This is a genomic window from Streptomyces sp. CB00316, from assembly GCF_001905595.1.
Taxonomy (GTDB): domain Bacteria; phylum Actinomycetota; class Actinomycetes; order Streptomycetales; family Streptomycetaceae; genus Streptomyces.
Genome location: NZ_LIXI01000010.1, coordinates 150,202 through 171,646, shown reverse-complemented (window position 1 = coordinate 171,646; position 21,445 = coordinate 150,202). Strand labels below are relative to the sequence as shown.

The window sequence follows — 21,445 nt, the reverse complement described above, 5'->3', positions numbered from 1 at the left end:
AAGGGCTCTTACATGTTCAAGAAGATCATGGCCTCGGCAGCGGTTGCCGTCTCGGTCGTCGGTGTCTCCGCCGCGGCCGCCCCGTCCGCCATGGCGATCGCCAACGACGGCGGCACCACGACGGTCAACGGCAACGGTGCCTCGCAGGCGTACGGCAACTCCGAGACCCACGGTGACTGGAGCCCGCAGTTCGCGCTGATCCAGGGCTCGCTGAACAAGCCCTGCATCGCGCTGCCGGCCAAGGCGAACCTCGGTTCGCTCGTGGGCCTCGTGCCGATCACGGTCCAGGACATCAACGTCCTGTCCTCCCCGCAGAACCAGCAGTGCACCGAGAACTCCACCCAGGCCAAGGGTGACGAGGCTCTGTCGCACCTGCTGAACGACATCCCGATCCTCTCCGGCAACGGTGTCGGCAACAACTGAGACGGGGTAGCTCCGGTCCGCACCGCGTGACCCGCGTGGGGCCAGTCCGTCCGGTCCGGCGACCGTTCTTCGCCTGACCGGACGGACTGGCCCTTCGTCGTATGCCGACGCCTCCGGACGGGGCACCTGGTTGGGCCGGATGCCGTAGCCCCGGCTGACGATCCGTGCCGGGCCGGGTAGGGCCTCTCCATGGATCCGTACGACAGTCAGACCTCGCAGAGCAGAGAGCCGTGGCTCGCCCCGGGCGGCACACCGATCTACGACCGGCTCGTCGCCGAGTGGCGGGCGGCCGGACGCGACCACCCGTCGGCCGAACCGCGTCAGGAGCCCGCCGCCCGCCGCAGTAGCGGATTGGTACCGGCGGCCCGCACCTCGGACGAGGCCTCCAACAGGTGAGGCTTGGGGGAACTGGGCAGTGGCGTCGACCTTGCGCCGGATCGAACCCATTTGAGTGGTACTGCGCAACCGATCGGGGCCCCTGGCAGTTGATCAGTACGTTCCACAACGGGACGCTCCGAAAGGTGAAGTTGATGAAGAAGATGATGGCCGGCGCTGCAGTGGCCGTGTCCCTGCTCGGTCTGTCCGCAGCCGCGGCTCCCACGGCCATGGCGATCGGCAACGACGGTGGCACCACCACCGTCAACGGCAACGGTGCCGAGTCGGAGATCGGCAACGCCGAGACCAAAGGCGACTGGAGCCCGCAGAACCAGCTCGTCCAGGGCACCCTGAACAAGCTCTGCGTCGGCCTGCCCGCCAAGGTCAACGTCGGTTCGCTCGTCGGCGTCGTGCCGATCACGGTCCAGGACATCAACGTCCTGTCCAACCCGCAGAACCAGCAGTGCACCGACAACTCCACCCAGGCGAAGGGCGACGAGCCGCTGTCGCACATCCTGGACGACATCCCGGTCCTCTTGGGCAACGGCGTCGGCAACAACTGACGCACTACAGCCTGACGTTTCGAGCGCGGGCGGTCCGGGGGTCACTCCCGGGGCCGCCCGCCCTCGCTGTCACGCCACCGCGCCCTTCGCGGCACCGGAGACGGCGATGCCCACCACTCCACGGGGGGTGGTGGGCATCGCCGTCTCCGGTGACCGGGGGGAAGGATCAGCCGAGGGAGCGGACCGGGAGCAGGCAGTGGGCGGCGGTTCGGACGACCTCCTCGTCCGCCGCGAAGGCCCGCAGCTGGTCCTCGCTGACCGGCTGCCCCGGAACGGCCTCCGGCCACGGGGTGGTGGCGAACATGCCGTACACCTGGCCCTGTCCCAGCGCGGCCGCGAGCCACTCCGCGGGGGCGGGGTACTGCGCCTTGAGGTGAGGCATCGTCAGGACGGCCTGGCCCGCCTGGACGAGGAGCTTCGCCTGGATGCCCGGGGCCTCGGCAGCGTCCTGGATCGGGCCGCCGATCTGGAGGCCCGCCCGCTCCAGTGCGATGCGCAGCGCGTTCCGGCCGGCCTCCGGTCCGTCCTGACCGTCGCCCAGCGAGTAGGCGAGGAGGTAGGCGGTGTCCTGGTCGGCGCCGGGCTGCCGACTGCTCCATCCGATCAGGGTCTGGGTGCCCAACTGGGCCGGTGTGAACGTGCCGGAAGAGGTCTGAGGTGTGGTCATGACCGGCACCCTAACGGTCACGGACCGGTCGGTATGCATGCGTATCACCCGATCGTGGGAGATCAGGGAGATCGCACGGCAACTCCGGTGCGGGCGCCGGAAAACCCGTTGACGCCGCCGGGAGCGGCGGGGCTAAGCTCAGCCGCGTAAGAACCGGGGGAATCAGGAACCGGGTAATCAGGATCCGAGGGATCAGGAGGTGAGGACATTGATGACTGTCGTTGCGATGGGCACTGCCCACAACCAGAAGAGCATCGTTCTCACCCCCGTGGCCACCGGCTGACCCACTTCACGTACCTCCCGCGCCGAGCGCGCGGTGCCGGGGCCACCCTGTGAAGGGTTTCCCTTGTCTTTCTCGTTTCTTCCGGTTCCGTCCTCCTCGCACCCGCTGGCTCCGTACGGCTGGGACGGCGACTGGGCGGCCTCCTTCTCCCCCTACGCCGAGCAGGGTCTCGTGCCGGGGCGTGTCGTACGGGTGGACCGCGGTCAGTGCGACGTGATCACCCCCGACGGCCCGGTCCGGGCCGACACCGCGTTCGTGGTGCCGCGCGACCCGATGCGGATCGTCTGCACCGGGGACTGGGTGGCGCTCGACGCGGACGGCGACCCGCGGTTCGTCCGTACGCTGCTGCCGCGCCGTACCGCCTTCGTCCGCTCGACCTCCTCGGAGCGGTCCGAGGGGCAGGTGCTCGCCACCAACATCGACCACATCGTCATCTGCGTCTCGCTCGCCGTCGAGCTGGACCTCGGGCGGATCGAGCGCTTCCTCGCGCTCGCCCTGTCCAGCTCCGACGGCGCCGCGCTGCTGGGCGACGGATACGGCCCCGGCGAACACCGGCCGGAAGCGGTCGTGCTGCTCACCAAGGCCGACCTGGTGCCCGACGCGGTCACCCTGTCCCACCTCGTCCAGGACATCGAGGCCATCGCGCCGGGCGTCCAGGTGTACCCCGTCAGCTCCGCCACCGGTGAGGGGCTGGAGGTGCTCGGCGCCGTCGTGTCCGGCGGTACGAGCGTGCTCCTCGGCATCTCCGGCGCCGGCAAGTCCACCCTCGCCAACACCCTGCTCGGCCGCGACGAGATGGAGGTGCGGGCCGCCCGGGACGTCGACGGCAAGGGCCGGCACACCACGACCACCCGCAACCTCCTCGTCCTGCCGCAGGGAGGCGTCCTCATCGACACCCCCGGGCTGCGCGGGGTGGGCCTCTTCGACGCCGGGACCGGGGTCGGCGAGCTCTTCTCCGAGATCGAGGAGCTGGCGGCCCGGTGCCGGTTCCACGACTGCGGCCACCGCAGCGAGCCCGGGTGCGCGGTCCTCGGCGCACTGGAGGACGGCACCCTGCCCGACCGGCGGCTGGAGAGCTACCGCAAGCTGCTGCGCGAGAACCAGCGGATCGTCGCCAAGACCGACGCCCGGGTGCGCTCGGAGATCCTGAAGGACTGGAAGCGCAAGGGCGCCGAGGGGCGCGCGGCCATGAAGGCCAAGCGCGGCGGCCGGGTGCGGTAGTCCGCCTGGTCCGTACGGTTCGGCGTCCGAAAACCGCGAGTGCGGCAGCGGCGGCTGCCGCACACTGGACGTGTGATGGACGAACGGACCAGGTACGAGGCGGTGAGCAGCCGCGACGCACGGTTCGACGGAGCGTTCTTCTTCGCCGTCGTGACCACCGGCATCTACTGCCGGCCGAGCTGCCCCGCCGTCACCCCCAAACGGGCCAATGTGCGCTTCTACCCGACGGCGGCCGCCGCCCAGGCGGGCGGCTTCCGGGCCTGCCGGCGGTGCCGCCCCGACGCCGTGCCCGGCTCGGCCGAGTGGAACGTCCGCGCCGATGTCGTCGGCCGGGCCATGCGGCTGATCGGCGACGGCGTGGTGGACCGCGAAGGCGTTCCCGGGCTGGCCGGGCGGCTCGGCTACAGCGCACGGCAGGTCCAGCGCCAGCTCAACGCCGAGCTCGGCGCGGGACCCGTCGCGCTCGCCCGCGCCCAGCGCTCCCACACCGCCCGGGTGCTCCTCCAGACCACCGGCCTGCCGGTCACCGAGATCGCCTTCGCGGCCGGGTTCGCCAGCGTGCGCCAGTTCAACGACACCATCCGCCGGATCTACGCCCGCACCCCCAGCGCCCTGCGCGCGGAGGCGGGGACCGGGCTCGGCGGGGGCCGGGGAGCGGGGCTGCGGGCCGGGATTCCGCTGCGGCTCGCCCATCGGGGCCCGTACGCCACCGGCGCTCTGTTCGATCTGCTGGGGGAGCGGGCCGTGGCACGGGTCGAGGAGATGGCCGGACCGCCGGGGCGCCGAACCTACCGACGTACGCTGCGGCTGCCGTGCGGGATGGGGATCGCCGCCGTCGACGAGGCCTCGCCCGGTCCCTGGCTGGAGGCCCGGATCCACCTCACCGACCTGCGCGACCTGACCACCGCCGCACAGCGGCTGCGGCGCCTGTTCGACCTGGACGCCGACCCGTACGCCGTCGACGAGGCCCTGGCGGCCGACCCCCGGCTCGCCCCGCTGGTCGCCGCCCGCCCCGGGCTGCGCTCGCCGGGAGCGGCGGACCCGGAGGAGGAGGCCGTACGGGCGCTGGTGGGGCGGGAGCGGGCCGCGGAGCTGGTCGAGCGGTACGGGAAGGTGCTGGACGTGCCGTGCGGCGCGCTCACCCATGTGTTCCCCGAGCCGGGCGTCCTGGCCGGTGCCGTCACCGACCCCGCCCTGCGGACCCTGGCCACCGCGCTCGCCGACGGGGAGCTGCGGCTGGACGCGGGGGCCGACCGGGAGGAGGCCGAGAGGGCGCTCGGCACGCTGCCCGGGGTGGACCGGCGGACCGCCGCGCTGATCCGGATGCGGGCGCTCGGGGATCCGGACGTGGATCCGTACGGGACAGCGGGCGCCGAGCGGTGGCGGCCGTGGCGCTCGTACGCCGTACGCCATCTGGAGACGGCCGCCCGTCAGCCCCAGATCAGCGCGCCCAGCCAGGCCCCCGCCACCAGCAGGCAGGCGAAGAGCTCCACCAGCACCGCGTAGCCCGTCGCCCGCATCACCGAGCGCACCGACGCCCAGCCCGCGCCACGACTGCCCAGCCGCAGCCGCTCCGCCCCGTAGATCGCCCCCACGAACCCGGCGATGCCGCCGACCACGGGCACCACGAAGAACCCCACGATCCCCGCGACCCCGCCGATCATCACCGTCCGGCGAGGCGCGCCCGACTTACCCGGGCGGCGCGGCGGCAACAGCGGTTTCAGGGCCTGGTTCAACAGCATGAGGGCCGTTGCGCCGATCAGGACGCCCCAGGCCGTCGGGGTCATGTCCGTCAGCGCCCACCACAGCACCGCCGCCCAGACGATCGCCTGGCCCGGCACGCCCGGTACCAGGACTCCGACCAGGCCCAGCAGCATGACCAGGCCCACGCCGACGAGCTGCCACAGACCCATTCGACCAGCGTGCCGGAGAGCGCACCGCTCCGCGCGTCAGCGCCCGCCCGCGACCGGCGCCGACGGCGGCCCGGGCGGAGCGGACCGGGCGACCCAGCCCCGCTCGTACGCGTGCCAGCCCAGCTGGAGCCGGGTGGAGACCCCGGTCAGCTCCATCAGCCCCTTGACCCGGCGCTGCACGGTCCGCAGCCCCAGCTCCAGCTGCTTGGCCACGCTGGCGTCGGTCAGCCCGGCCAGCAGCAGCGACAGGATCTCCAGATCGGTGAGGTCAGGGCCGACGCCATCCTCGTGCACCTCGCCGCCGCCCTCGCCCAGCCGCAGCGGCATGGCCTCCCGCCACACGGCCTCGAAGAGGCCTATGAGCGACTCCAGCAGCCCGCTGGCGTGCACGACCAGCGCGGCGGGCTCGGCACCGCGCCCGGTCAGCGGGACCATCGCCGTGGTCCCGTCGGCGATCACCAGCTTCGTCGGCACCCGGTCGACCACCCGGCACTGCTCGTCCCGGCTCAGCGCGGCCGACAGCTCCAAAACCCCCGACGGCAGCGACAGCACCTCGCGCTCGACGACCACCCGGTAGGCCACCCCGCGCGAGGCCGCCCGCTCCTCGGACTCGTCCTCCATGCCGGTCACCGCGATCGGCTTGCCGGTGACCAGGGCGCACACCTCGGACGCCGCGCCCAGCCGCAACTGGTGGAAGCGCTGGGCGACCGCCGCCGACCCGGTCACCACCTCCACCAGATCGTGCACCTCGGGCTCGCTCGCCTCCGCCCGGTACTCCGCGGCCAGCAGCGCGGACGCCAGCTCCGCCTGCCCCAGCTCGTGGCGCTGCTGGATGAGCAGCGCCCCCAGCGCCACGCCCGGCGGGGCCGCCACCCAGCGGCCCGGGCGGGCCGAGGACTGTGCGGCCAGACCCCGCTGCTCCAGCCGCCGCAACACCCGCTCGGCGTCCGCCTCCGGGAGGGACAGCCGGTGCGCGAGATCGGGGAGTTCCGCCGCTCCCGCCGCCACCAGCGCGCGGTACGCGGCTTCCTGCCTCTCGTCGAGACCTAGTGCCCCCAGCATCTCCCGACCCTCCCCGGGTGTGGTGATCGCGCGTCGCGGCGCCCGTTCCAGCCGGTCGGCCGTGGCGGAAAAGGGCCACGGCGTGAACCCGCCGCGCACATCATCCCCTGTACCCCTGGTCCCTCTGCCAGTCTTGCGCCACTCCAGTACCGACGACCTGCCCATCCGATAATCACACCGACCGGTCCGCCGGGCGCCCTTCCCGTGGGGGGTGGGGCCGCCCGGCGGACCTCATGTACGAGCCACTTTTTCCTGATGTCCCGTTTTCGGGCGGCCTTCGCGGTGGACAATAAGGGCATGAGTCAGCAGGGGGAGAAGCCCGCCGCCCATGAGGACGACTGGTGGCGGAAGCTGTACGACGAGACCGCGCCGGACACCGGTCCGGGCACCGCGCCCGACAGCCTCGACGACCGCTTCGACTCCGTGTCGGACACGGTGAGCCGGGTGGTGGGTCATCAGCGGGAGGCCGGCCCGGAGACGACCGGGGACGCGAGCGCCTGGCCGGATCCCGGCCCCGGGCTGAGACCGGAGCCGAAACCGGAGCCGAAACCGGACCCCCGCACGGCCTGGGACCCGCAACAGGAGCAGGCGCCGGACGAGGACCCGTACCAGGAGCAAGCGCCCTACGAGGAGCGGGAGCTGACGTCGCACGAGGCATCCCGCCCCGAGCGGGCGCAGTCCCCGCCCCCCGCTCCCACCGCTGTCCCCGGCCCCCGTGACACCGTCTTCCCCGCTCCCTGGGAAGCCCCCGCCGGCCCGTCCGGTCCCCGCACCTTCGCCGTGCCGAAGCCGTCCGAGCCCGAGCCGCCGCCCGCCCCGCTCACCCCGCCCGTCGCCGGACCCGCGGCGACCGATCCCGGCGCCCCGCACGAACTCCCCCCGGGCTGGGCCGCGAGCGACGCACCGGCCGATGGCGGCGGCGGGGCCCGGCCCCTCGTCGACCACCTGGGGGACCGGCCGCCCACCTACGACGCCGAGCCCGCCGCCCTGCCCGCCGCCACCTCGGAGAACCTGGACGCCCTGGTCCCCGACACCGTGCTGGACGGCGCCCGGTACGGGACGTACACCCTGCGCGCCGCCTCCGTCCGGGGCGACTCCGCCCGGTTCCGCGGTGAGCCCCGGCGCGACGCGCTGCTGACCGCCCGGTTCGGGGCGGCCGAGAGCGCCCTCGTGCTCGTCGCCGTGGCCGGGGGCGTACGGGGCGGCGAGGGGGCGCATCTCGCGGCGGCCGACGCCTGCCGCTGGATCGGCGGCGCGGTGGCCCGCAGCCACGCCCGGCTCTCCGAGGACATAAGGGCGGGCCGGAGGGCCGACCTGAAGTCCGGGCTGCACCGGCTCACGGACCGGACCTACGGCAAGCTCCGGGCGCGGGCCACCGAACTCGGCCTGGAACCGGGGGAGTACACGACCAGCCTGCGGTGCCTGCTGCTCTCCGCCGACCCCGACTGCCGTACCCGGGTCTTCTTCGGCGTCGGCAGCGGTGGCCTGTTCCGGCTCCGCGACGGGCTCTGGCAGGATCTGGAGCCCGTGCTTACGGAGCAGTCCGCCGCCTTTGACGCCGGCGGCGCGAGCGAAGAGGGGCCGGACGGTGACCGGCTGACCATGGACCTCCAGATCACCACGCCCCCGCCCCCGTCTCCGTACAGCGACGGTCCCGTCCCACCGCCCGCCGAACTCTTCCGGTTCCGTGCCTCCGTGGCCCGCCCGGGCGACACCCTGCTCCTGTGCAGCAACGGGTTGGCCGAGCCGATGCGCGACGAACCGGAACTTCCTCACGAGCTCGCCGAGCGCTGGGGGCCGCCGGGGCCGCCCGGACTGCCCGCCTTCCTCGCCGACACCCAGCTCCGGATCAAGGGGTACGCCGACGACCGCACGTGCGCGGCCGTCTGGGAGGCGTAACCGCGCACGCCATGGGTTGATGGATTCCGGAGGCCGAACGTCCGGCCGATGTTTCGGCCTCCGGAGTCCGGACAACCGACAGGCACGGGGCAAGGGAAGGGCGCGCACCCATGGCCAAGCAGAACGTGGCGGAGCAGTTCGTCGACATCCTCGCCAGGGCGGGCGTCAAGCGCCTGTACGGCGTCGTCGGTGACAGCCTGAACCCCGTGGTGGACGCCATTCGGCGTAACTCGGCCATCGACTGGATCCATGTCCGGCACGAGGAGACCGCCGCCTTCGCGGCCGGCGCCGAGGCCCAGATCACCGGGAACCTGGCGGCCTGCGCCGGCTCCTGCGGGCCGGGCAACCTGCACCTCATCAACGGCCTGTACGACGCGCACCGCTCGATGGCCCCGGTCCTCGCCCTCGCCTCGCACATCCCCTCCAGCGAGATCGGGCTCGGCTACTTCCAGGAGACCCATCCGGAGCTGCTCTTCCAGGAGTGCAGCCACTACAACGAGATGATCTCCAACCCGGAGCAGATGCCGCGCCTCCTCCAGAGCGCCATCCAGCACGCCATCGGCCAGGGCGGCGTCAGCGTCGTGACGATGCCGGGCGACCTCGCCTCCAGGACCGCCCCCGAGAAGACCGTCGAGCATGCCCTGGTCACCTCACGGCCCACCGTGCGCCCCGGCGACGACGAGATCGACCAGTTCTGCCGGATGGTGGACGAGGCCAAGCGGGTGACGCTGTTCTGCGGCAGCGGCACCGCGGGCGCGCACGCCGAGGTGATGGAGTTCGCCGAGAAGGTGAAGTCCCCGGTCGGGCACGCGCTGCGGGGCAAGGAGTGGATCCAGTACGACAACCCGTACGACGTCGGCATGAGCGGGCTGCTCGGCTACGGCGCCGCCTACGAGGCGACCCACGAGTGCGACCTGCTGATCCTGCTCGGCACCGACTTCCCGTACAACGCGTTCCTCCCCGACGATGTGAAGATCGTCCAGGTCGACGTCCGCCCCGAGCACCTCGGCCGGCGATCCAAGCTGGACCTCGCGGTGTGGGGTGATGTGCGCGAGACGCTGCGCTGTCTGACACCCCGGGTGAAGCCCAAGAACGACCGCAAGTTCCTCGACCGGATGCTGAAGAAGCACGCAGACGCGCTGGAGGGTGTCGTCAAGGCGTACACCCGCAAGGTCGAGAAGCACACCCCGATCCATCCCGAGTACGTCGCTTCCGTGCTGGACGACATGGCCGACGAGGACGCGGTCTTCACCGTCGACACCGGGATGAACAACGTGTGGGCCGCCCGCTATCTGACGCCCAACGGCAAGCGGCGGGTGATCGGTTCGTTCACTCACGGTTCGATGGCCAACGCGCTGCCGCAGGCGATCGGCGCCCAGTTCACCGACCGGAACCGGCAGGTCGTGGCGATGTCGGGTGACGGCGGATTCTCGATGCTGATGGGCGACTTCCTCACCCTGGTCCAGTACGACCTGCCGGTGAAGGTGGTGCTCTTCAACAACTCGTCGCTGGGAATGGTGGAGCTGGAGATGATGGTCGGCGGACTGCCGGCCTACGGCACCACCAACAAGAACCCGGACTTCGCCGCCGTGGCCCGCGCCTGCGGAGCGTACGGGGTGCGGGTCGAGAAGCCCAAGCAGCTGCAGAGCGCGCTGAAGGAGGCCTTCAAGCACAAGGGTCCCGCACTCGTCGACGTGGTGACCGACCCCAACGCGCTCTCCATCCCGCCGAAGATCAAGGCCGACATGGTCACCGGCTTCGCGCTCTCGGCGAGCAAGGTGGTACTGGACGGCGGCGTCGGCCGGATGCTGCAGATGGCCCGCTCCAACCTCCGGAACGTGCCCCGCCCTTGACGCCCTCTCCGCTCCTGGTGCGCCCCCGGCGCTGGCCGGAGCGCCCCTGAAGGCGTGTGCGGGACGACGCCGCCCCGTGCGCCCCCCGCTGCCTCTGCCCGTGCCCTTCCTGCCGGACCGGTAAGCGTGACCGTGTGCGTGCGGGGGCATGCATCCCGTGAGGCCGTTCGACGGACGGCCGGGACAGAGGAGGTCTGATCGCTGTGCGGGCGGGGGAAATGGTGAAGCGTCAGAAGAGGTCCCAGGCCGACGAGGGGTGCGGCCCTCAGGGGCGGAGACCGGGCGGGACGGCGCAGCAGCCGGCCCGGATGCGCCGCAGGGTCGGCCATACGGAACGGGCGGCGGTGGGGGAAGTCCGGCGCGAGCTGCGGGAGTTCCTGCGACATCGCTCGGGCCCCGATCAGGTGGAGGCGGCGGAGCTGCTGCTGAGTGAGCTGGTGACCAACGCGCTGATCCACACCCGGCACGGGGCCGTGGTCACCGCGACGGCGACGCCCGCGGCGCTACGGGTGGAGGTCCAGGACTTCGAGGCGGATCTGCCCGCGCCGTACGTACCGAACGCCGACGACGGTACGCACGGCAGAGGGCTGATCCTGGTGCGGAGCCTGGCCGACGCCTGGGGGGTCGAGGCGCGGGCCCTGGGCAAGGTGGTCTGGTTCGAGCTGCGCGGCGAGAGGGCCTGAACGGCCGCCTTCGGGACGGCTGTCGAGGCCTCTCACCGCGGCACGCGCGGGTCATGACCCCGTGTACTGCTGCTCCAGATCCTTCAGTTTCTGTTCCAGCGAGTCGAGCCGGGGGAGTGTCTGGGTGTCGTCCTCGGCGGTGAGGTCGACCGTCCGCGCGTCACTTCCCGGGTTCGAAGGGCCAAGGCTCTTCGAGCTCGAACCGTCCGCCGACTGCTTCGGGCCGACGGCTTGCAGGGATGGCCGGGGTCGCAGAGGCAGCTGACCCGGCTCTGCTATGGCGGGCTCCGCGACGGGCGGCGCCGCGCCTGTCGCAGCGGGGGCGAGGGCCGGGACGTCCACCTGGTGGCCCACCCGGCCGCCGCGGCCCCAGACCCGGTTCTGCCGGTTCAGGGCCTTGATGCGGGCCCGGTCCAGCTTCTCCTGGTCGCGCCGGCGCAGCCGGTCCTGCTCCCGCTCCCTGCGGTCCTCCCGCACCTCGTCCACCGCCTCGTCCAGCGTCCGGACGCCCTCCAGGAGCATCAGCGACCAGGCGCCGAAGGTCTCCCTGGGCGCCCGCAGCCAGCGGACGATGCGGATCTGCGGCAACGGACGTGGCACCAGGCCCTGTTCGCGCAGCGCGGCCCGGCGGGTCTGCTTCAGTGCGCGGTCGAAGAGCACCGCTGCCGAGAGGGACATCCCCGCGAAGAAGTGCGGAGCACCCGCGTGGTCCATGCCCCGCGGGGCGTGCACCCAGTTGAACCAGGCGGCGGCCCCGGCGAACGTCCACACCAGCAGCCGGGAGCCGAGTGCCGCGTCTCCGTGGCTCGCCTCCCGTACGGCCAGTACGGAACAGAACATCGCGGCGCCGTCCAGTCCGAACGGGACCAGGTACTCCCAGCCGCCGGTGAGGTTCAGGTTCTGCCGGCCGAAGCCGACGAGCCCGTGGAAGGAGAGCGCGGCGGCGACGGCCGCGCAGCAGAACAGCAGGACGTAACTGGCGGTGGCGTACAGCGCTTCCTTGCGCCTGCGGCGTTCCTCGCTGCGTTCCCAGCCGTCGTCGGCCACGGCCTTGCCGGCGGCACGCTTGCCGCGTGCGACCACCGTCACCGCCGCCATGACCCCCACGAGCAGCACGGCGCCCGGAAGCAGCCAGTCAAGCGATATGTCGGTCAGTCTCATGCGCGGTCCCTTGCGTCACGTAGGGCGTTTCGTGCGCCATCGTGACGGAATTCCCGTCCCGCTCCGGGGGTTTCGGGACAAGAGCACGCCATGGGGGTGGCAGAGGCTATCGATGGGTGGAATCTTCTCGAACTGTCGAGCTATGCGACCGAGTTGCGTTCGATTCCACATCATCCGGACGGGGGGTGTGGATGGTGCCGGGATCAGGAAGCGCTGGCGAGCTTCCGTACCCGGTCCGCGTCGCAGGTGCGCGGGCAGGTCACACAGGTGTCCTCGGGGCGCAGGGTGTAGAACAGGCAGCAGCTCGCCCGGTCCCGGGTCGGCAGCGACTGCCCCTCGGGGCCGGTCAGCTCGCGGAAGCCCGCGCTGCCGACGTACGGCTTCGTGGTGCCCGGGAGCAGCAGCTCCAGCTCGGCCATCGCGCGGCGCTCCTCGCCGAGCAGGTGCGCGATGTACCAGAGGCCCTCGACGATCTCGTCCGTCGCCATCCCCCACAGCGCCCGCTTTCCTCGCCGCATGCGCGGTCCGAACCCCGTCAGCACCGGTTCCAGGTGCTCGGTGAGGGACGCCAGCACCTCGGCTCGCAGCGCCGCTTCGTCCGGGACCACCCGGGCGCCGGGCAGGGACGCCACCGGGTCGCCCGGCAGGCAGGCGAACTCGCGGACCCGTACGGTGAGGTGTCCCAGCGCCCGCTGGAAGGCGACGTCCCCGACGGGGATGCGCGGCACCCGGCGGTGCAGGAACCAGGGCACGGTCACCAGCAGGCAGGCGGGCCAGGCGTACCGGTGGAGGCCGAAGCTGGCCACCACGTCGGGGCGGGCCTGCTGACCGTAGTCCCGGAGCACCTGGGCGTTGTCCCAGGCGAGAAAGGCGTCCACGGCCGGTCCGCCGGCGGCCAGCTCGGCCGCGCCGACCCAGCCGGCGCCGGAGGGGGCGGGCACGCCCTCGTCGAGCACCTCGGCGCGCAGCCCGGGGAAGACCTCGGTCAAGCGGGCGTACGCGGCGGTCATGGGGGACGTCGCGGCGCCGGTGAGCAGCGGAGTGAGGGTCATGCAGGGACCGCCGAATCGGGATCGTTTGCAGGTAAGGCTTACCTTACCCGACGCGATCGATGTTTGAACTGCGGCCTCCTCCCTCTATCGTGCACGGGGGCCGGGCGCACGCGAGCCGGCCCCGCGGAAGGCCGAGGAGGTCCGGGTGGAGCAGGGCAGCGCGCGAGAGGGCGTACGGCCGCCGTACGGGCCCGGCGCGTACGCGGGCACCCCGGCGACCGGCCGGGTGCCCGAACAGATGCGCGTCGGCCGTTCGCAGGACGCTCCCCTGGCCCGGGGCGAGCACACCCACAGCGAGCCGCCCGCCCCGCGTGTGATCCGTCACTCCGTCCGGGGCCAGATCCTCCAGGCCCTGCGCGCCGCTCTCGTCGACGGCGAGCTGACCCCCGGCCAGGTCTACTCCGCCCCCGCGCTCGGCGCCCGCTTCGGGGTCTCCGCGACCCCGGTGCGCGAGGCGATGCAGCAGCTGGCCACCGAGGGCGCCGTCGAGGTGGTGCCGAACCGCGGATTCCGGGTCAGCGAACGCGGGCCCCGCGAGCTGGCGGAACTGGCCGAGGTACGGGCCCTGATCGAGGTACCGGTGATGCTCCGGCTGGCCCGCACCGTCCCGGCGGACCGGTGGAGCGCGCTGCGTCCGCTGGCCGACGCCACGGCCACGGCGGCGGCCGTGGGCGACCGGGCGAGCTACGCCGAGTGCGACCGGGCCTTCCACCGCGCGGTCCTCACCCTGGCGGGCAACGGGCAGCTGGTCGCGATCGCCGACGAGCTGCACCGCCGCTCGCAGTGGCCGCCGGTCGCCGGACCCGCCACCCGCCGGGCCGACCTGCTGGCGGACGCCGCCGAGCACACCGCGCTGCTCGACGCGCTGATCGCCCAGGACCTGACCGTCGTCCAGGCCCTCGTACGGGAACACTTCACCGGCGCGGACGGCTGACCGCCCGCGCGGGGAGCGGCCCTCAGGTGGCCGCCGCCGGGCGCGGCCCCGGAACCCCGACGTGCGGCGCCAGCCACGTCGGCACCCCGCCGAGCAGCCGGAACAGCCGCCCCGCCTCCGCACGCAGCCGCGCTGCCTCCGGCTCGGGCTCCGCCTCCGCCAGGGAGATCAGCGCCGGGGCCGTACCGACCAGGTAGCCCAGCTCCTCGCGGATCCGCAGCGACTCCGAGAAGCCGTGCCGCGCCTCGGCCAGCTCACCCTCCTGGAGCGACAGGGAGGCGAGGTGGCGCCAGGTGAAGGAGAGCAGCAGCTCGTCGCCGCGCGCGGCCGCCCCGGTGTGCGCCCGGCGGTACGCCGCGCGGGCCGACTGCGGGGAGTCCGCGATGTACTGGGCGATCAGCCCGCGCCGGAAGTCCAGCAGCGGCCGTCCGGGTGCGGCGGGCGCCAGCAGTGCCGCCGCCCGGCTCAGCGCGACGCTCGCCTCGTCCGCCCGGTCCCGTACGCCCAGCAGGGTCGAGGCGTAGGCGAGATGGCCCCGCTCGCAGGCGGCCCCGCCGCGCTCGTCGTCGGTGCGGGCCAGCGCCTCCGCGCCGCGCAGCGCGTCCTCGGCGTCGGTCCAGCCCTCGCCGGTGTAGAGACACCGCTCGGTCAGCAGAGCGGTGCGCTGGAGCGCCGCCGCCGGATCGCCCGCCGCGTGCGGCTCCAGCAGGGCGGCGGCATCCGTCCAGCAGGCGCGGGACCGCAGCCGCCATACCGCTGTCTGGAGCGGCGGATCGTCATCTGCTGTCGTTCCGGAACCAGACATGGCGGTATCCGCCACATTGCCCTCCCCGAGCGCGCCATTGTGCTGTTGGGTACCGCCGAATCTCAGCACGGAATGGCACGCCGGGCCAAGGGGTCCGACCGATGTCAGGTGAAGGAATTCACAAACGGGGGAGCGGGTCCGCTCTCCGGCAGGGCCCGGGAGTCAGCTCATCCGCAGGGCGAGGAAGAAGTCGAGCTTGTCCTCAAGCCGCGAGAGGTCACGGCCCGTCAACTGCTCGATCCGCCCGACGCGGTAGCGCAGTGTGTTGACGTGGAGGTGCAGCCGGGCCGCGCAGCGGGTCCAGGAGCCGTCGCAGTCCAGGAAGGCTTCCAGCGTCTCGATCAGCTCCGCGCGGTGGCGCCGGTCGTAGTCGCGCAGCGGGTCCAGCAGCCGGGCGGTGAAGGCGCGGCGGACGTCGTCCGGGACGAACGGCAGCAGCAACACGTGCGAGGCCAGCTCGTGGTGGCCGGCCGCGCAGACCCGGCCCGGCCGGGCCGCCGCCACCCGGCGGGCGTGCCGGGCCTCCTCCAGCGCGCCGCGCAGCCCCTCTGCCGAGTGCACGGCCGCGCTGACACCCAGTGTCAGCCGCCCGTCGTCGGCGAGGCCCGCCGAGAGCGGTTCGCGTACGGCGGCGAGCAGCGCGTCGGCGTGCAGCGCGGGGTCCTGCGCCGGCGGGGCTTCCTCGGTCTCCGGCCCTTTCCCGGTCGCGGGCCCTTTCCCGGCCTCCGGCGCGGCGGCGTCGTCGGTGGGGCCGCCTACCGTGTCGGGGAGGGCGGCGGGCACAGCGGGCAGCGGTACGAGGGCGATGGCCTCCTCGCCCGTGTGGGCGACGGCGATGCGGTCGGCGGAGTCGGGCCCGCTGACCGCCGGGTCGACGAGGATCTCCTCCAGCAGGGCCTGGGCGACCGGTCCGCCCGCGATGTCGCCCGGGACGCCCTCCGGCCCCGCCGTGCCCGCGGCGGTCCAGTCGACCCGGGCCACCACGACCTGCCACTGCGGGGCCACCCCCAGGCCCGGCAGCAGGACCGGGGCGGCGACGCGGAGCCTGGCGGCGATCTCGGCCGGGGCGGCGCCCGCCTGGACCAGCTCCAGGACCTCCTGGGCGAGCCGGCGGCGTACCGTACGGGCCGCGTCACGGCGGTCACGCTCGACCGCGATCAGCTGGGTGACGCCCTGGAGCAGGTCGAGCCGGGCGGCGGGCCAGTCCGAGGCGTCCGCCTCGACGGCCAGCAGCCAGTCGGAGAGCACCGACTCCCGGACGTCACGGGCGGCCGGGACCGCGCCCCGGCCGGCGTTGCGGATCGGGAAGAGCGAATACGTCGAACCGGCGATGGCCGCCCGGTACGGCCCCCGGCGTCCGGTGCGGGTCGCCGCCAGGTGGTGCCCGGCCAGGGCCGCGCCCAGCGGACCGGGCAGCGGGGCGCCCGCCCCGGCGATCTGGCGGCCGGTGGGGGACAGGACCCAGGCCCGCAGGTCCAGGTCGGAGGTGAGGAGGTCCAGGACCACCTCGGGGCCGCCGCCCGCCGGACCCGAGGTCATCAGCCGGCGGTGCCGGTCCACCACGGCCGCCAGGTCGCCCGCGCGCTCCCCGGAGACCTGGCGCACGACGTGCTCGGTGATCGTCGCGAACGCCACGGTCTCGTTGACGGCGAAGAGCGGCAGGCGGTGCTGGAGGCACGCCTCCACCAGGTCGGCGGGGATGTCGCCGAGCTCCGCCTCGCCCGCCGCGAGCCCGGCCACCCCGGCGCCCGCCAGGATCCGGACGAACGGCTCGGAGTCGCTCGCGTCCCGGCGCCAGGCGAGTCCCGTCAGCACCAGCTCGCCGCCGGAGAGGTAGCGGCTGGGGTCACGCAGGTCGGTCGTCATGACGCCCCGGACCGTGCGGTCCAGCTCGTCCTCGCCGCCGAGCAGCCGCAGGCCCAGCGCATCGGTCTCCAGCAGTGCGCGCAGCCGCATCTCGTCGCCGCCGATCTTTTCCGTAGGGGTGGGAGCAGGTGGGTGAAGCCGGGAAGGGTGGGGGACCACAGGGGTGAACGGGTACCTGTGAATTGCGGCGAGGTTACTGATACCCGCCATTCGTTCGAATCTACAAGACGAGGACGGAGACCAGCCAACTCCTTCAGTGTTTCGGTGACTGCACCCACCGGGTCCTGGCTTGTGTACTGGGTCACACACCACGTGAACACCACATGAACGAGCCACACGAGCCAGTCGAGGGCCGGCCGTCCCCAGCCCCAGCGAACGACCCGATTGAGAAGAAGAGAGCCACTCATGGACTTCCTTCGCCCCGCCAGCTGGGAGGAGGCGCTCGCCGCCAAGGCCGAGCACCCCACGGCTGTGCCCATCGCGGGCGGCACGGATGTGATGGTCGAGATCAACTTCGACCACCGGCGACCCGAGTACCTCCTGGACCTGAACCGCATCGGTGAGCTGTCCGAGTGGGAGGTGGGCCAGGAGAGCGTACGGCTCGGCGCCTCCGTGCCGTACAGCGCCATCATGGAGCACCTGCGCACCGAGTTGCCGGGCCTGGCCCTGGCCTCGCACACCGTCGCCTCCCCGCAGATCCGCAACCGCGGAGGTGTCGGAGGCAACCTGGGCACCGCGTCGCCCGCCGGTGACGCCCACCCGGCGCTGCTCGCCGCGGGGGCCGATGTGGAGGCCGAATCCGTACGCGGAACGCGGCTGATTCCTATCGACACTTTCTACACAGGCGTCAAGCGCAACGCCCTGGAGCCGGACGAGCTGATCCGCGCCGTGCACATCAGGAAGGCCGACGGGCCCCAGCAGTACTCCAAGGTCGGCACCCGCAACGCGATGGTCATCGCCGTCTGCGCCTTCGGGCTCGCCCTGCACCCCGAGACCCGCACCGTGCGCACCGGCATCGGCTCCGCCGCCCCGACCCCCGTCCGGGCCAGGGAGGCCGAGGCCTTCCTGAACGCCGCACTCGAGGAGGGCGGGTTCTGGGAGAGCGGAAAGATCATCACCCCCGCGATCGCCAAGCAGTTCGCCGCCCTCGCCTCGGGCGCCTGCAATCCGATCGACGACGTACGGGGCACGGCGAAGTACCGCAGGCACGCGGTCGGCATCATGGCCCGCCGCACGCTCGGCTGGACCTGGGAGCAGTACCGCGGCGCGGGCCGCACGCTGGAAGGAGCTGCGTAACCATGCGAGTCAATTTCACGGTCAACGGCCGTCCGCAGGAAGCCGACGACGTGTGGGAGGGCGAGTCCCTTCTCTACGTGCTGCGTGAGCGTATGGGGCTGCCCGGTTCCAAGAACGCCTGCGAACAGGGCGAATGCGGGTCCTGCACGGTCCGCCTGGACGGCGTCCCGGTCTGTTCGTGTCTCGTCGCCGCCGGCCAGGTCGAGGGCCGCGAGGTCGTCACCGTCGAGGGCCTGGCCGACTACGCCAAGCACCGCGAGGACGCCCACCCCGGCGGCGGCTGCGCCTCCGGCGCCTCCGGCGCCTGCGGCACCACCCTGGACGCCGCCAAGCGCTGGCAGTCCAAGCCCACCGACGGCCGGGCCGCCGAGCTCTCCCCGATCCAGCAGGCGTTCATCGACGCCGGAGCCGTCCAGTGCGGCTTCTGCACCCCCGGCCTGCTGGTCGCCGCCGACGAACTGCTGGAGAACACCCCCTCCCCGTCCGACCAGGACATCCGCGAGGCGCTCTCCGGCAACCTGTGCCGCTGCACGGGCTACGAGAAGATCCTCGACGCGGTCCGCCTGGCGGCCGCCCGCCAGGAAGAGGCGGTCCAGTCATGACGACTTTCCCCGAAGCCACGACGCGGCCCACGGCCTCGGCGCCCCCGAAGGCCCGGACCGTACCGGCCGGAACGCCCACCAAGATCACCCAGGGTTCGCCCACCAAGGGCGGCATCGGTGAGTCCACGCTCCGCCCCGACGGCACCCTCAAGGTCACCGGCGAGTTCGCGTACTCCTCCGACATGTGGCACGAGGACATGCTGTGGGGCCAGACGCTGCGCTCCACCGTCGCGCACGCCGAGATCGTCTCCATCGACACCTCCGAGGCGCTGGCCACCTCCGGCGTCTACGCGGTGATGACCTACGACGACCTCCCGGCCGAGATGAAGAACTACGGCCTGGAGATCCAGGACACCCCGGTTCTCGCGAACGGCAAGGTCCGCCACCACGGTGAGCCGGTCGCCATCGTCGCCGCCGACCACCCGGAGACCGCGCGCCGCGCCGCCGCCAAGATCAAGATCGAGTACCGCGAGCTGCCGGTCGTCACCGACGAGGCCTCGGCGACCGCACCGGACGCCGTGCTCGTGCACGAGGGCCGCGACGACCACCACATCGGCCACGTCCCGCACCCCAACATCGTGCACCGCCAGCCGATCATCCGCGGCGACGCCGACGAGGCCGCCGAGCGTGCCGACGTCATCGTGAAGGGCGAGTACGTCTTCGGGATGCAGGACCAGGCCTTCCTCGGCCCGGAGTCCGGCCTCGCCGTGCCGTCCGAGGACGGCGGGGTCGAGCTGTACGTCGCCACCCAGTGGCTGCACTCGGACCTCCGCCAGATCGCCCCCGTCCTCGGTCTGCCCGAGGAGAAGGTCCGGATGACGCTCTCGGGCGTCGGCGGGGCCTTCGGCGGTCGCGAGGACATCTCGATGCAGATCCACGCCTGCCTGCTGGCGCTCCGCACCGGCAAGCCGGTCAAGATCGTCTACAACCGGTTCGAGTCCTTCTTCGGCCACGTCCACCGGCACCCGGCCAAGCTCCACTACGAGCACGGCGCCACCAAGGACGGCAAGCTCACGCACATGAAGTGCCGGATCGTCCTGGACGGCGGCGCCTACGCCTCCGCCTCCCCGGCCGTCGTCGGCAACGCCTCCTCGCTCTCGGTCGGTCCGTACAAGATCGAGGACGTCGACATCGAGGCGATCGCGCTCTACACCAACAACCCGCCCTGCGGCGCGATGCGCGGCTTCGGCGCGGTCCAGGCGTGCTTCGCCTACGAGGCGCAGATGGACAAGCTCGCCGCGAAGCTGGACATGGACCCGGTCGAGTTCCGGCAGCTCAACGCCATGGAACAGGGCACCCTGCTGCCCACCGGACAGCCCTGCGACTCGCCGGCCCCGGTCGCCGAACTGCTGCGACGGGTCAAGTCCCGGCCGCTGCCGCCCGAGCAGCAGTGGCTGGCGGCGGGCAGCGAGGGCACCTCCATCGACGTGCGGGCCCTGCCCGGCGGGCTCTCCAACACCACCCACGGCGAAGGCGTCGTCCGGGGTATCGGCTACGCGGTCGGCCTCAAGAACGTCGGCTTCTCCGAGGGCTTCGACGACTACTCCACCGCCCGCGTGCGGATGGAGGTCATCAACGGCGAGCCGGTCGCCACCGTCCACACCGCGATGGCCGAGGTCGGCCAGGGCGGCGTCACGGTCCACGCCCAGATCGCCCGTACCGAACTCGGTGTCAACCAGGTCACCATCCACCCCGCCGACACCCGCGTCGGCTCCGCCGGATCCACCTCCGCCTCCCGCCAGACGTACGTCACCGGCGGCGCGGTCAAGAACACCTGCGAAGCCGTACGGGAGAAGGTCCTGGAGCTCGGCCGCACCAAGTTCGGCACCTACCACCCGGCCTGGGCCACCGCCGAGCTCCTCCTGGAGGGCGGCAAGGTCGTGACCGACGGCGGCGAGGTCCTCGCGGATGTGGCCGACGTCCTGGAGGACGAGGCGTTCGACATCGAGCTGGAGTGGCGCCACCGGCCCACCGAGGCGTTCGACCTGCGCACCGGACAGGGCAACGGCCACGTCCAGTACTCCTTCGCCGCGCACCGAGCGGTCGTCGAGGTCGACACCGAGCTCGGCCTGGTCAAGGTCATCGAACTGGCCTGTGCCCAGGACGTCGGCAAGGCGCTCAACCCGCTCTCCGTCCTCGGCCAGATCCAGGGCGGCACCCTCCAGGGCATGGGCGTCGCCGTGATGGAGGAGATCATCGTCGACCCGAAGACCGCGAAGGTGCGCAACCCCTCCTTCACGGACTACCTCCTCCCCACCATCCTCGACACGCCGACCATCCCCGTCGACGTGCTCGAACTCGCCGACGAGCACGCCCCGTACGGGCTGCGCGGCATCGGCGAGGCACCCACCCTGTCGTCGACCCCGGCCGTCCTCGCGGCGATCCGGAACGCGACGGGACTGGAGCTCAACAGGACCCCGGTACGCCCCGAGCACCTCACCGGCACCTGAGAACCGGTACCTGAGACCGGGTATCCGAGAACCGGTACCGGAGGGCCCGCCGGGTGACCTACCACCGATCGTCACCCCGTAGCCCCTGAGCGGTCCCCCCCGAACTCTCCGGGCGGTGTGCTGAGCCGAGAACGTCACACTTTTCCGCACCCCGCACCGCCCGGAGACACCAAGCACCGCACCGCTCGCGGTACTTCGCCGTACGCCGGCACACGGCAGCGCCTCACGGATCATCCGTGCCTCCGGCACATCCGTATCTGCTTCAACAGTTCGTCCCGGCCGTCCCCGGGTCGTGCAGCCGACGCAGTCATCCCAAATCCCGCATTCAGGAATCTCC

At 72.6% G+C, this 21,445-nt stretch carries 19 protein-coding genes; 12 read left to right on the top strand and 7 right to left on the bottom strand.

What is annotated here, in order from left to right; genetic code table 11:
• The first annotated feature begins 12 nt into the window (after nt 1-12).
• The 3 genes from AMK21_RS26165 to AMK21_RS26155 all read left to right on the top strand — a co-directional run bounded on the left by AMK21_RS26165 (nt 13) and on the right by AMK21_RS26155 (nt 1,361).
• Nucleotides 13-423: a rodlin gene (locus AMK21_RS26165; RefSeq protein ID WP_073881652.1), complete on the top strand. Its 411-nt coding sequence runs from the start codon at nt 13-15 to the stop codon at nt 421-423.
• A gap of 189 nt (nt 424-612) precedes the next feature.
• Nucleotides 613-819 carry a hypothetical protein gene (locus AMK21_RS26160; protein ID WP_073881651.1) on the top strand — a complete coding sequence of 69 codons (207 nt, stop codon included), beginning with the start codon at nt 613-615 and terminating at the stop codon, nt 817-819.
• A gap of 134 nt (nt 820-953) precedes the next feature.
• A complete protein-coding gene (locus AMK21_RS26155) occupies nt 954-1,361 on the top strand; it encodes a rodlin (protein ID WP_073881650.1) in 408 nt (135 codons plus the stop codon).
• Between the two features lie 166 nt (nt 1,362-1,527).
• On the opposite strand, the gene AMK21_RS26150 is transcribed toward AMK21_RS26155, so the two are convergent.
• Nucleotides 1,528-2,028 carry a DUF5949 family protein gene (locus AMK21_RS26150; RefSeq protein WP_073881649.1) on the bottom strand — a complete coding sequence of 167 codons (501 nt, stop codon included), beginning with the start codon at nt 2,026-2,028 and terminating at the stop codon, nt 1,528-1,530.
• A 346-nt stretch (nt 2,029-2,374) separates the two neighbouring features.
• On the opposite strand from AMK21_RS26150, the gene rsgA reads away from it, so the two are divergent.
• Nucleotides 2,375-3,532 (top strand): ribosome small subunit-dependent GTPase A, encoded by a 1,158-nt coding sequence (gene rsgA / locus AMK21_RS26145; RefSeq protein ID WP_073881648.1) that lies wholly within the window; start codon nt 2,375-2,377, stop codon nt 3,530-3,532.
• 75 nt (nt 3,533-3,607) lie between these two features.
• Complete coding sequence (locus AMK21_RS26140) at nt 3,608-5,038, top strand: DNA-3-methyladenine glycosylase 2 family protein (RefSeq protein ID WP_073881647.1); 1,431 nt, start codon at nt 3,608-3,610, stop codon at nt 5,036-5,038.
• On the opposite strand, the gene AMK21_RS26135 is transcribed toward AMK21_RS26140, so the two are convergent.
• Complete coding sequence (locus tag AMK21_RS26135) at nt 4,963-5,445, bottom strand: DUF456 domain-containing protein (RefSeq protein WP_073881646.1); 483 nt, start codon at nt 5,443-5,445, stop codon at nt 4,963-4,965. The genes AMK21_RS26140 and AMK21_RS26135 overlap by 76 nt on opposite strands.
• A 36-nt stretch (nt 5,446-5,481) precedes the next feature.
• Nucleotides 5,482-6,507 (bottom strand): helix-turn-helix domain-containing protein, encoded by a 1,026-nt coding sequence (locus AMK21_RS26130; protein ID WP_073881645.1) that lies wholly within the window; start codon nt 6,505-6,507, stop codon nt 5,482-5,484.
• Nucleotides 6,508-6,804: 297 nt separating this feature from the next.
• Between AMK21_RS26130 and AMK21_RS26125 the strand changes: the two genes are divergently transcribed.
• The 3 genes from AMK21_RS26125 to AMK21_RS26115 all read left to right on the top strand — a co-directional run bounded on the left by AMK21_RS26125 (nt 6,805) and on the right by AMK21_RS26115 (nt 10,942).
• Entirely contained in the window at nt 6,805-8,406 is a 1,602-nt protein-coding gene (locus tag AMK21_RS26125; RefSeq protein WP_073881644.1) for a protein phosphatase 2C domain-containing protein, read from the top strand.
• A gap of 110 nt (nt 8,407-8,516) precedes the next feature.
• A complete protein-coding gene (locus tag AMK21_RS26120; protein WP_073881643.1) occupies nt 8,517-10,259 on the top strand; it encodes a pyruvate dehydrogenase in 1,743 nt (580 codons plus the stop codon).
• A 308-nt stretch (nt 10,260-10,567) separates the two neighbouring features.
• Complete coding sequence (locus AMK21_RS26115; RefSeq protein ID WP_073881642.1) at nt 10,568-10,942, top strand: ATP-binding protein; 375 nt, start codon at nt 10,568-10,570, stop codon at nt 10,940-10,942.
• 51 nt (nt 10,943-10,993) lie between these two features.
• Here AMK21_RS26115 and AMK21_RS26110 read toward each other — a convergent pair whose 3' ends face one another.
• A complete protein-coding gene (locus AMK21_RS26110) occupies nt 10,994-12,103 on the bottom strand; it encodes a DUF2637 domain-containing protein (protein WP_073881641.1) in 1,110 nt (369 codons plus the stop codon).
• A gap of 203 nt (nt 12,104-12,306) precedes the next feature.
• Nucleotides 12,307-13,155, bottom strand: a complete 849-nt coding sequence (locus tag AMK21_RS26105; RefSeq protein WP_073881640.1) for a (2Fe-2S)-binding protein — start codon at nt 13,153-13,155, stop codon at nt 12,307-12,309.
• Between the two features lie 145 nt (nt 13,156-13,300).
• Between AMK21_RS26105 and AMK21_RS26100 the strand changes: the two genes are divergently transcribed.
• The gene (locus AMK21_RS26100; RefSeq protein ID WP_073881639.1) at nt 13,301-14,089 is read left to right on the top strand and encodes a GntR family transcriptional regulator; all 789 of its coding nucleotides are present in this window, start codon (nt 13,301-13,303) and stop codon (nt 14,087-14,089) included.
• 22 nt (nt 14,090-14,111) lie between these two features.
• Here AMK21_RS26100 and AMK21_RS26095 read toward each other — a convergent pair whose 3' ends face one another.
• A complete protein-coding gene (locus tag AMK21_RS26095; protein ID WP_199863289.1) occupies nt 14,112-14,894 on the bottom strand; it encodes a hypothetical protein in 783 nt (260 codons plus the stop codon).
• A 162-nt stretch (nt 14,895-15,056) separates the two neighbouring features.
• A complete protein-coding gene (locus AMK21_RS26090) occupies nt 15,057-16,850 on the bottom strand; it encodes a PucR family transcriptional regulator ligand-binding domain-containing protein (protein WP_073881637.1) in 1,794 nt (597 codons plus the stop codon).
• Between the two features lie 315 nt (nt 16,851-17,165).
• Between AMK21_RS26090 and AMK21_RS26085 the strand changes: the two genes are divergently transcribed.
• Genes AMK21_RS26085 through AMK21_RS26075 form a run of 3 tightly spaced genes read left to right on the top strand, consistent with a single transcriptional unit; the run spans nt 17,166 to nt 21,108 of the window.
• A complete protein-coding gene (locus tag AMK21_RS26085) occupies nt 17,166-18,056 on the top strand; it encodes an FAD binding domain-containing protein (protein WP_073881636.1) in 891 nt (296 codons plus the stop codon).
• Between the two features lie 2 nt (nt 18,057-18,058).
• The gene (locus AMK21_RS26080) at nt 18,059-18,658 is read left to right on the top strand and encodes a (2Fe-2S)-binding protein (protein ID WP_073881635.1); all 600 of its coding nucleotides are present in this window, start codon (nt 18,059-18,061) and stop codon (nt 18,656-18,658) included.
• Nucleotides 18,655-21,108: a xanthine dehydrogenase family protein molybdopterin-binding subunit gene (locus AMK21_RS26075; RefSeq protein ID WP_073881634.1), complete on the top strand. Its 2,454-nt coding sequence runs from the start codon at nt 18,655-18,657 to the stop codon at nt 21,106-21,108. The genes AMK21_RS26080 and AMK21_RS26075 overlap by 4 nt, the downstream gene beginning before the upstream one ends.
• Nucleotides 21,109-21,445 lie beyond the last annotated feature (337 nt).

Excerpts from the sequence above, each read along its gene's own strand:
- AMK21_RS26140 (WP_073881647.1), top strand. The coding sequence starts at position 3,608 with ATGGACGAACGGACCAGGTACGAGGCGGTGAGCAGCCGCGACGCACGG.
- AMK21_RS26090 (WP_073881637.1), bottom strand. The coding sequence starts at position 16,850 with ATGCGGCTGCGCGCACTGCTGGAGACCGATGCGCTGGGCCTGCGGCTG.
- AMK21_RS26085 (WP_073881636.1), top strand. The coding sequence starts at position 17,166 with ATGGACTTCCTTCGCCCCGCCAGCTGGGAGGAGGCGCTCGCCGCCAAG.
- AMK21_RS26080 (WP_073881635.1), top strand. The coding sequence starts at position 18,059 with ATGCGAGTCAATTTCACGGTCAACGGCCGTCCGCAGGAAGCCGACGAC.
- AMK21_RS26155 (WP_073881650.1), top strand. The coding sequence starts at position 954 with ATGAAGAAGATGATGGCCGGCGCTGCAGTGGCCGTGTCCCTGCTCGGT.
- AMK21_RS26165 (WP_073881652.1), top strand. The coding sequence starts at position 13 with ATGTTCAAGAAGATCATGGCCTCGGCAGCGGTTGCCGTCTCGGTCGTC.
- AMK21_RS26115 (WP_073881642.1), top strand. The coding sequence starts at position 10,568 with ATGCGCCGCAGGGTCGGCCATACGGAACGGGCGGCGGTGGGGGAAGTC.
- AMK21_RS26075 (WP_073881634.1), top strand. The coding sequence starts at position 18,655 with ATGACGACTTTCCCCGAAGCCACGACGCGGCCCACGGCCTCGGCGCCC.
- AMK21_RS26125 (WP_073881644.1), top strand. The coding sequence starts at position 6,805 with ATGAGTCAGCAGGGGGAGAAGCCCGCCGCCCATGAGGACGACTGGTGG.
- AMK21_RS26120 (WP_073881643.1), top strand. The coding sequence starts at position 8,517 with ATGGCCAAGCAGAACGTGGCGGAGCAGTTCGTCGACATCCTCGCCAGG.
- AMK21_RS26130 (WP_073881645.1), bottom strand. The coding sequence starts at position 6,507 with ATGCTGGGGGCACTAGGTCTCGACGAGAGGCAGGAAGCCGCGTACCGC.
- AMK21_RS26105 (WP_073881640.1), bottom strand. The coding sequence starts at position 13,155 with ATGACCCTCACTCCGCTGCTCACCGGCGCCGCGACGTCCCCCATGACC.
- AMK21_RS26095 (WP_199863289.1), bottom strand. The coding sequence starts at position 14,894 with ATGTCTGGTTCCGGAACGACAGCAGATGACGATCCGCCGCTCCAGACA.
- AMK21_RS26150 (WP_073881649.1), bottom strand. The coding sequence starts at position 2,028 with ATGACCACACCTCAGACCTCTTCCGGCACGTTCACACCGGCCCAGTTG.
- AMK21_RS26135 (WP_073881646.1), bottom strand. The coding sequence starts at position 5,445 with ATGGGTCTGTGGCAGCTCGTCGGCGTGGGCCTGGTCATGCTGCTGGGC.
- AMK21_RS26110 (WP_073881641.1), bottom strand. The coding sequence starts at position 12,103 with ATGAGACTGACCGACATATCGCTTGACTGGCTGCTTCCGGGCGCCGTG.
- AMK21_RS26160 (WP_073881651.1), top strand. The coding sequence starts at position 613 with ATGGATCCGTACGACAGTCAGACCTCGCAGAGCAGAGAGCCGTGGCTC.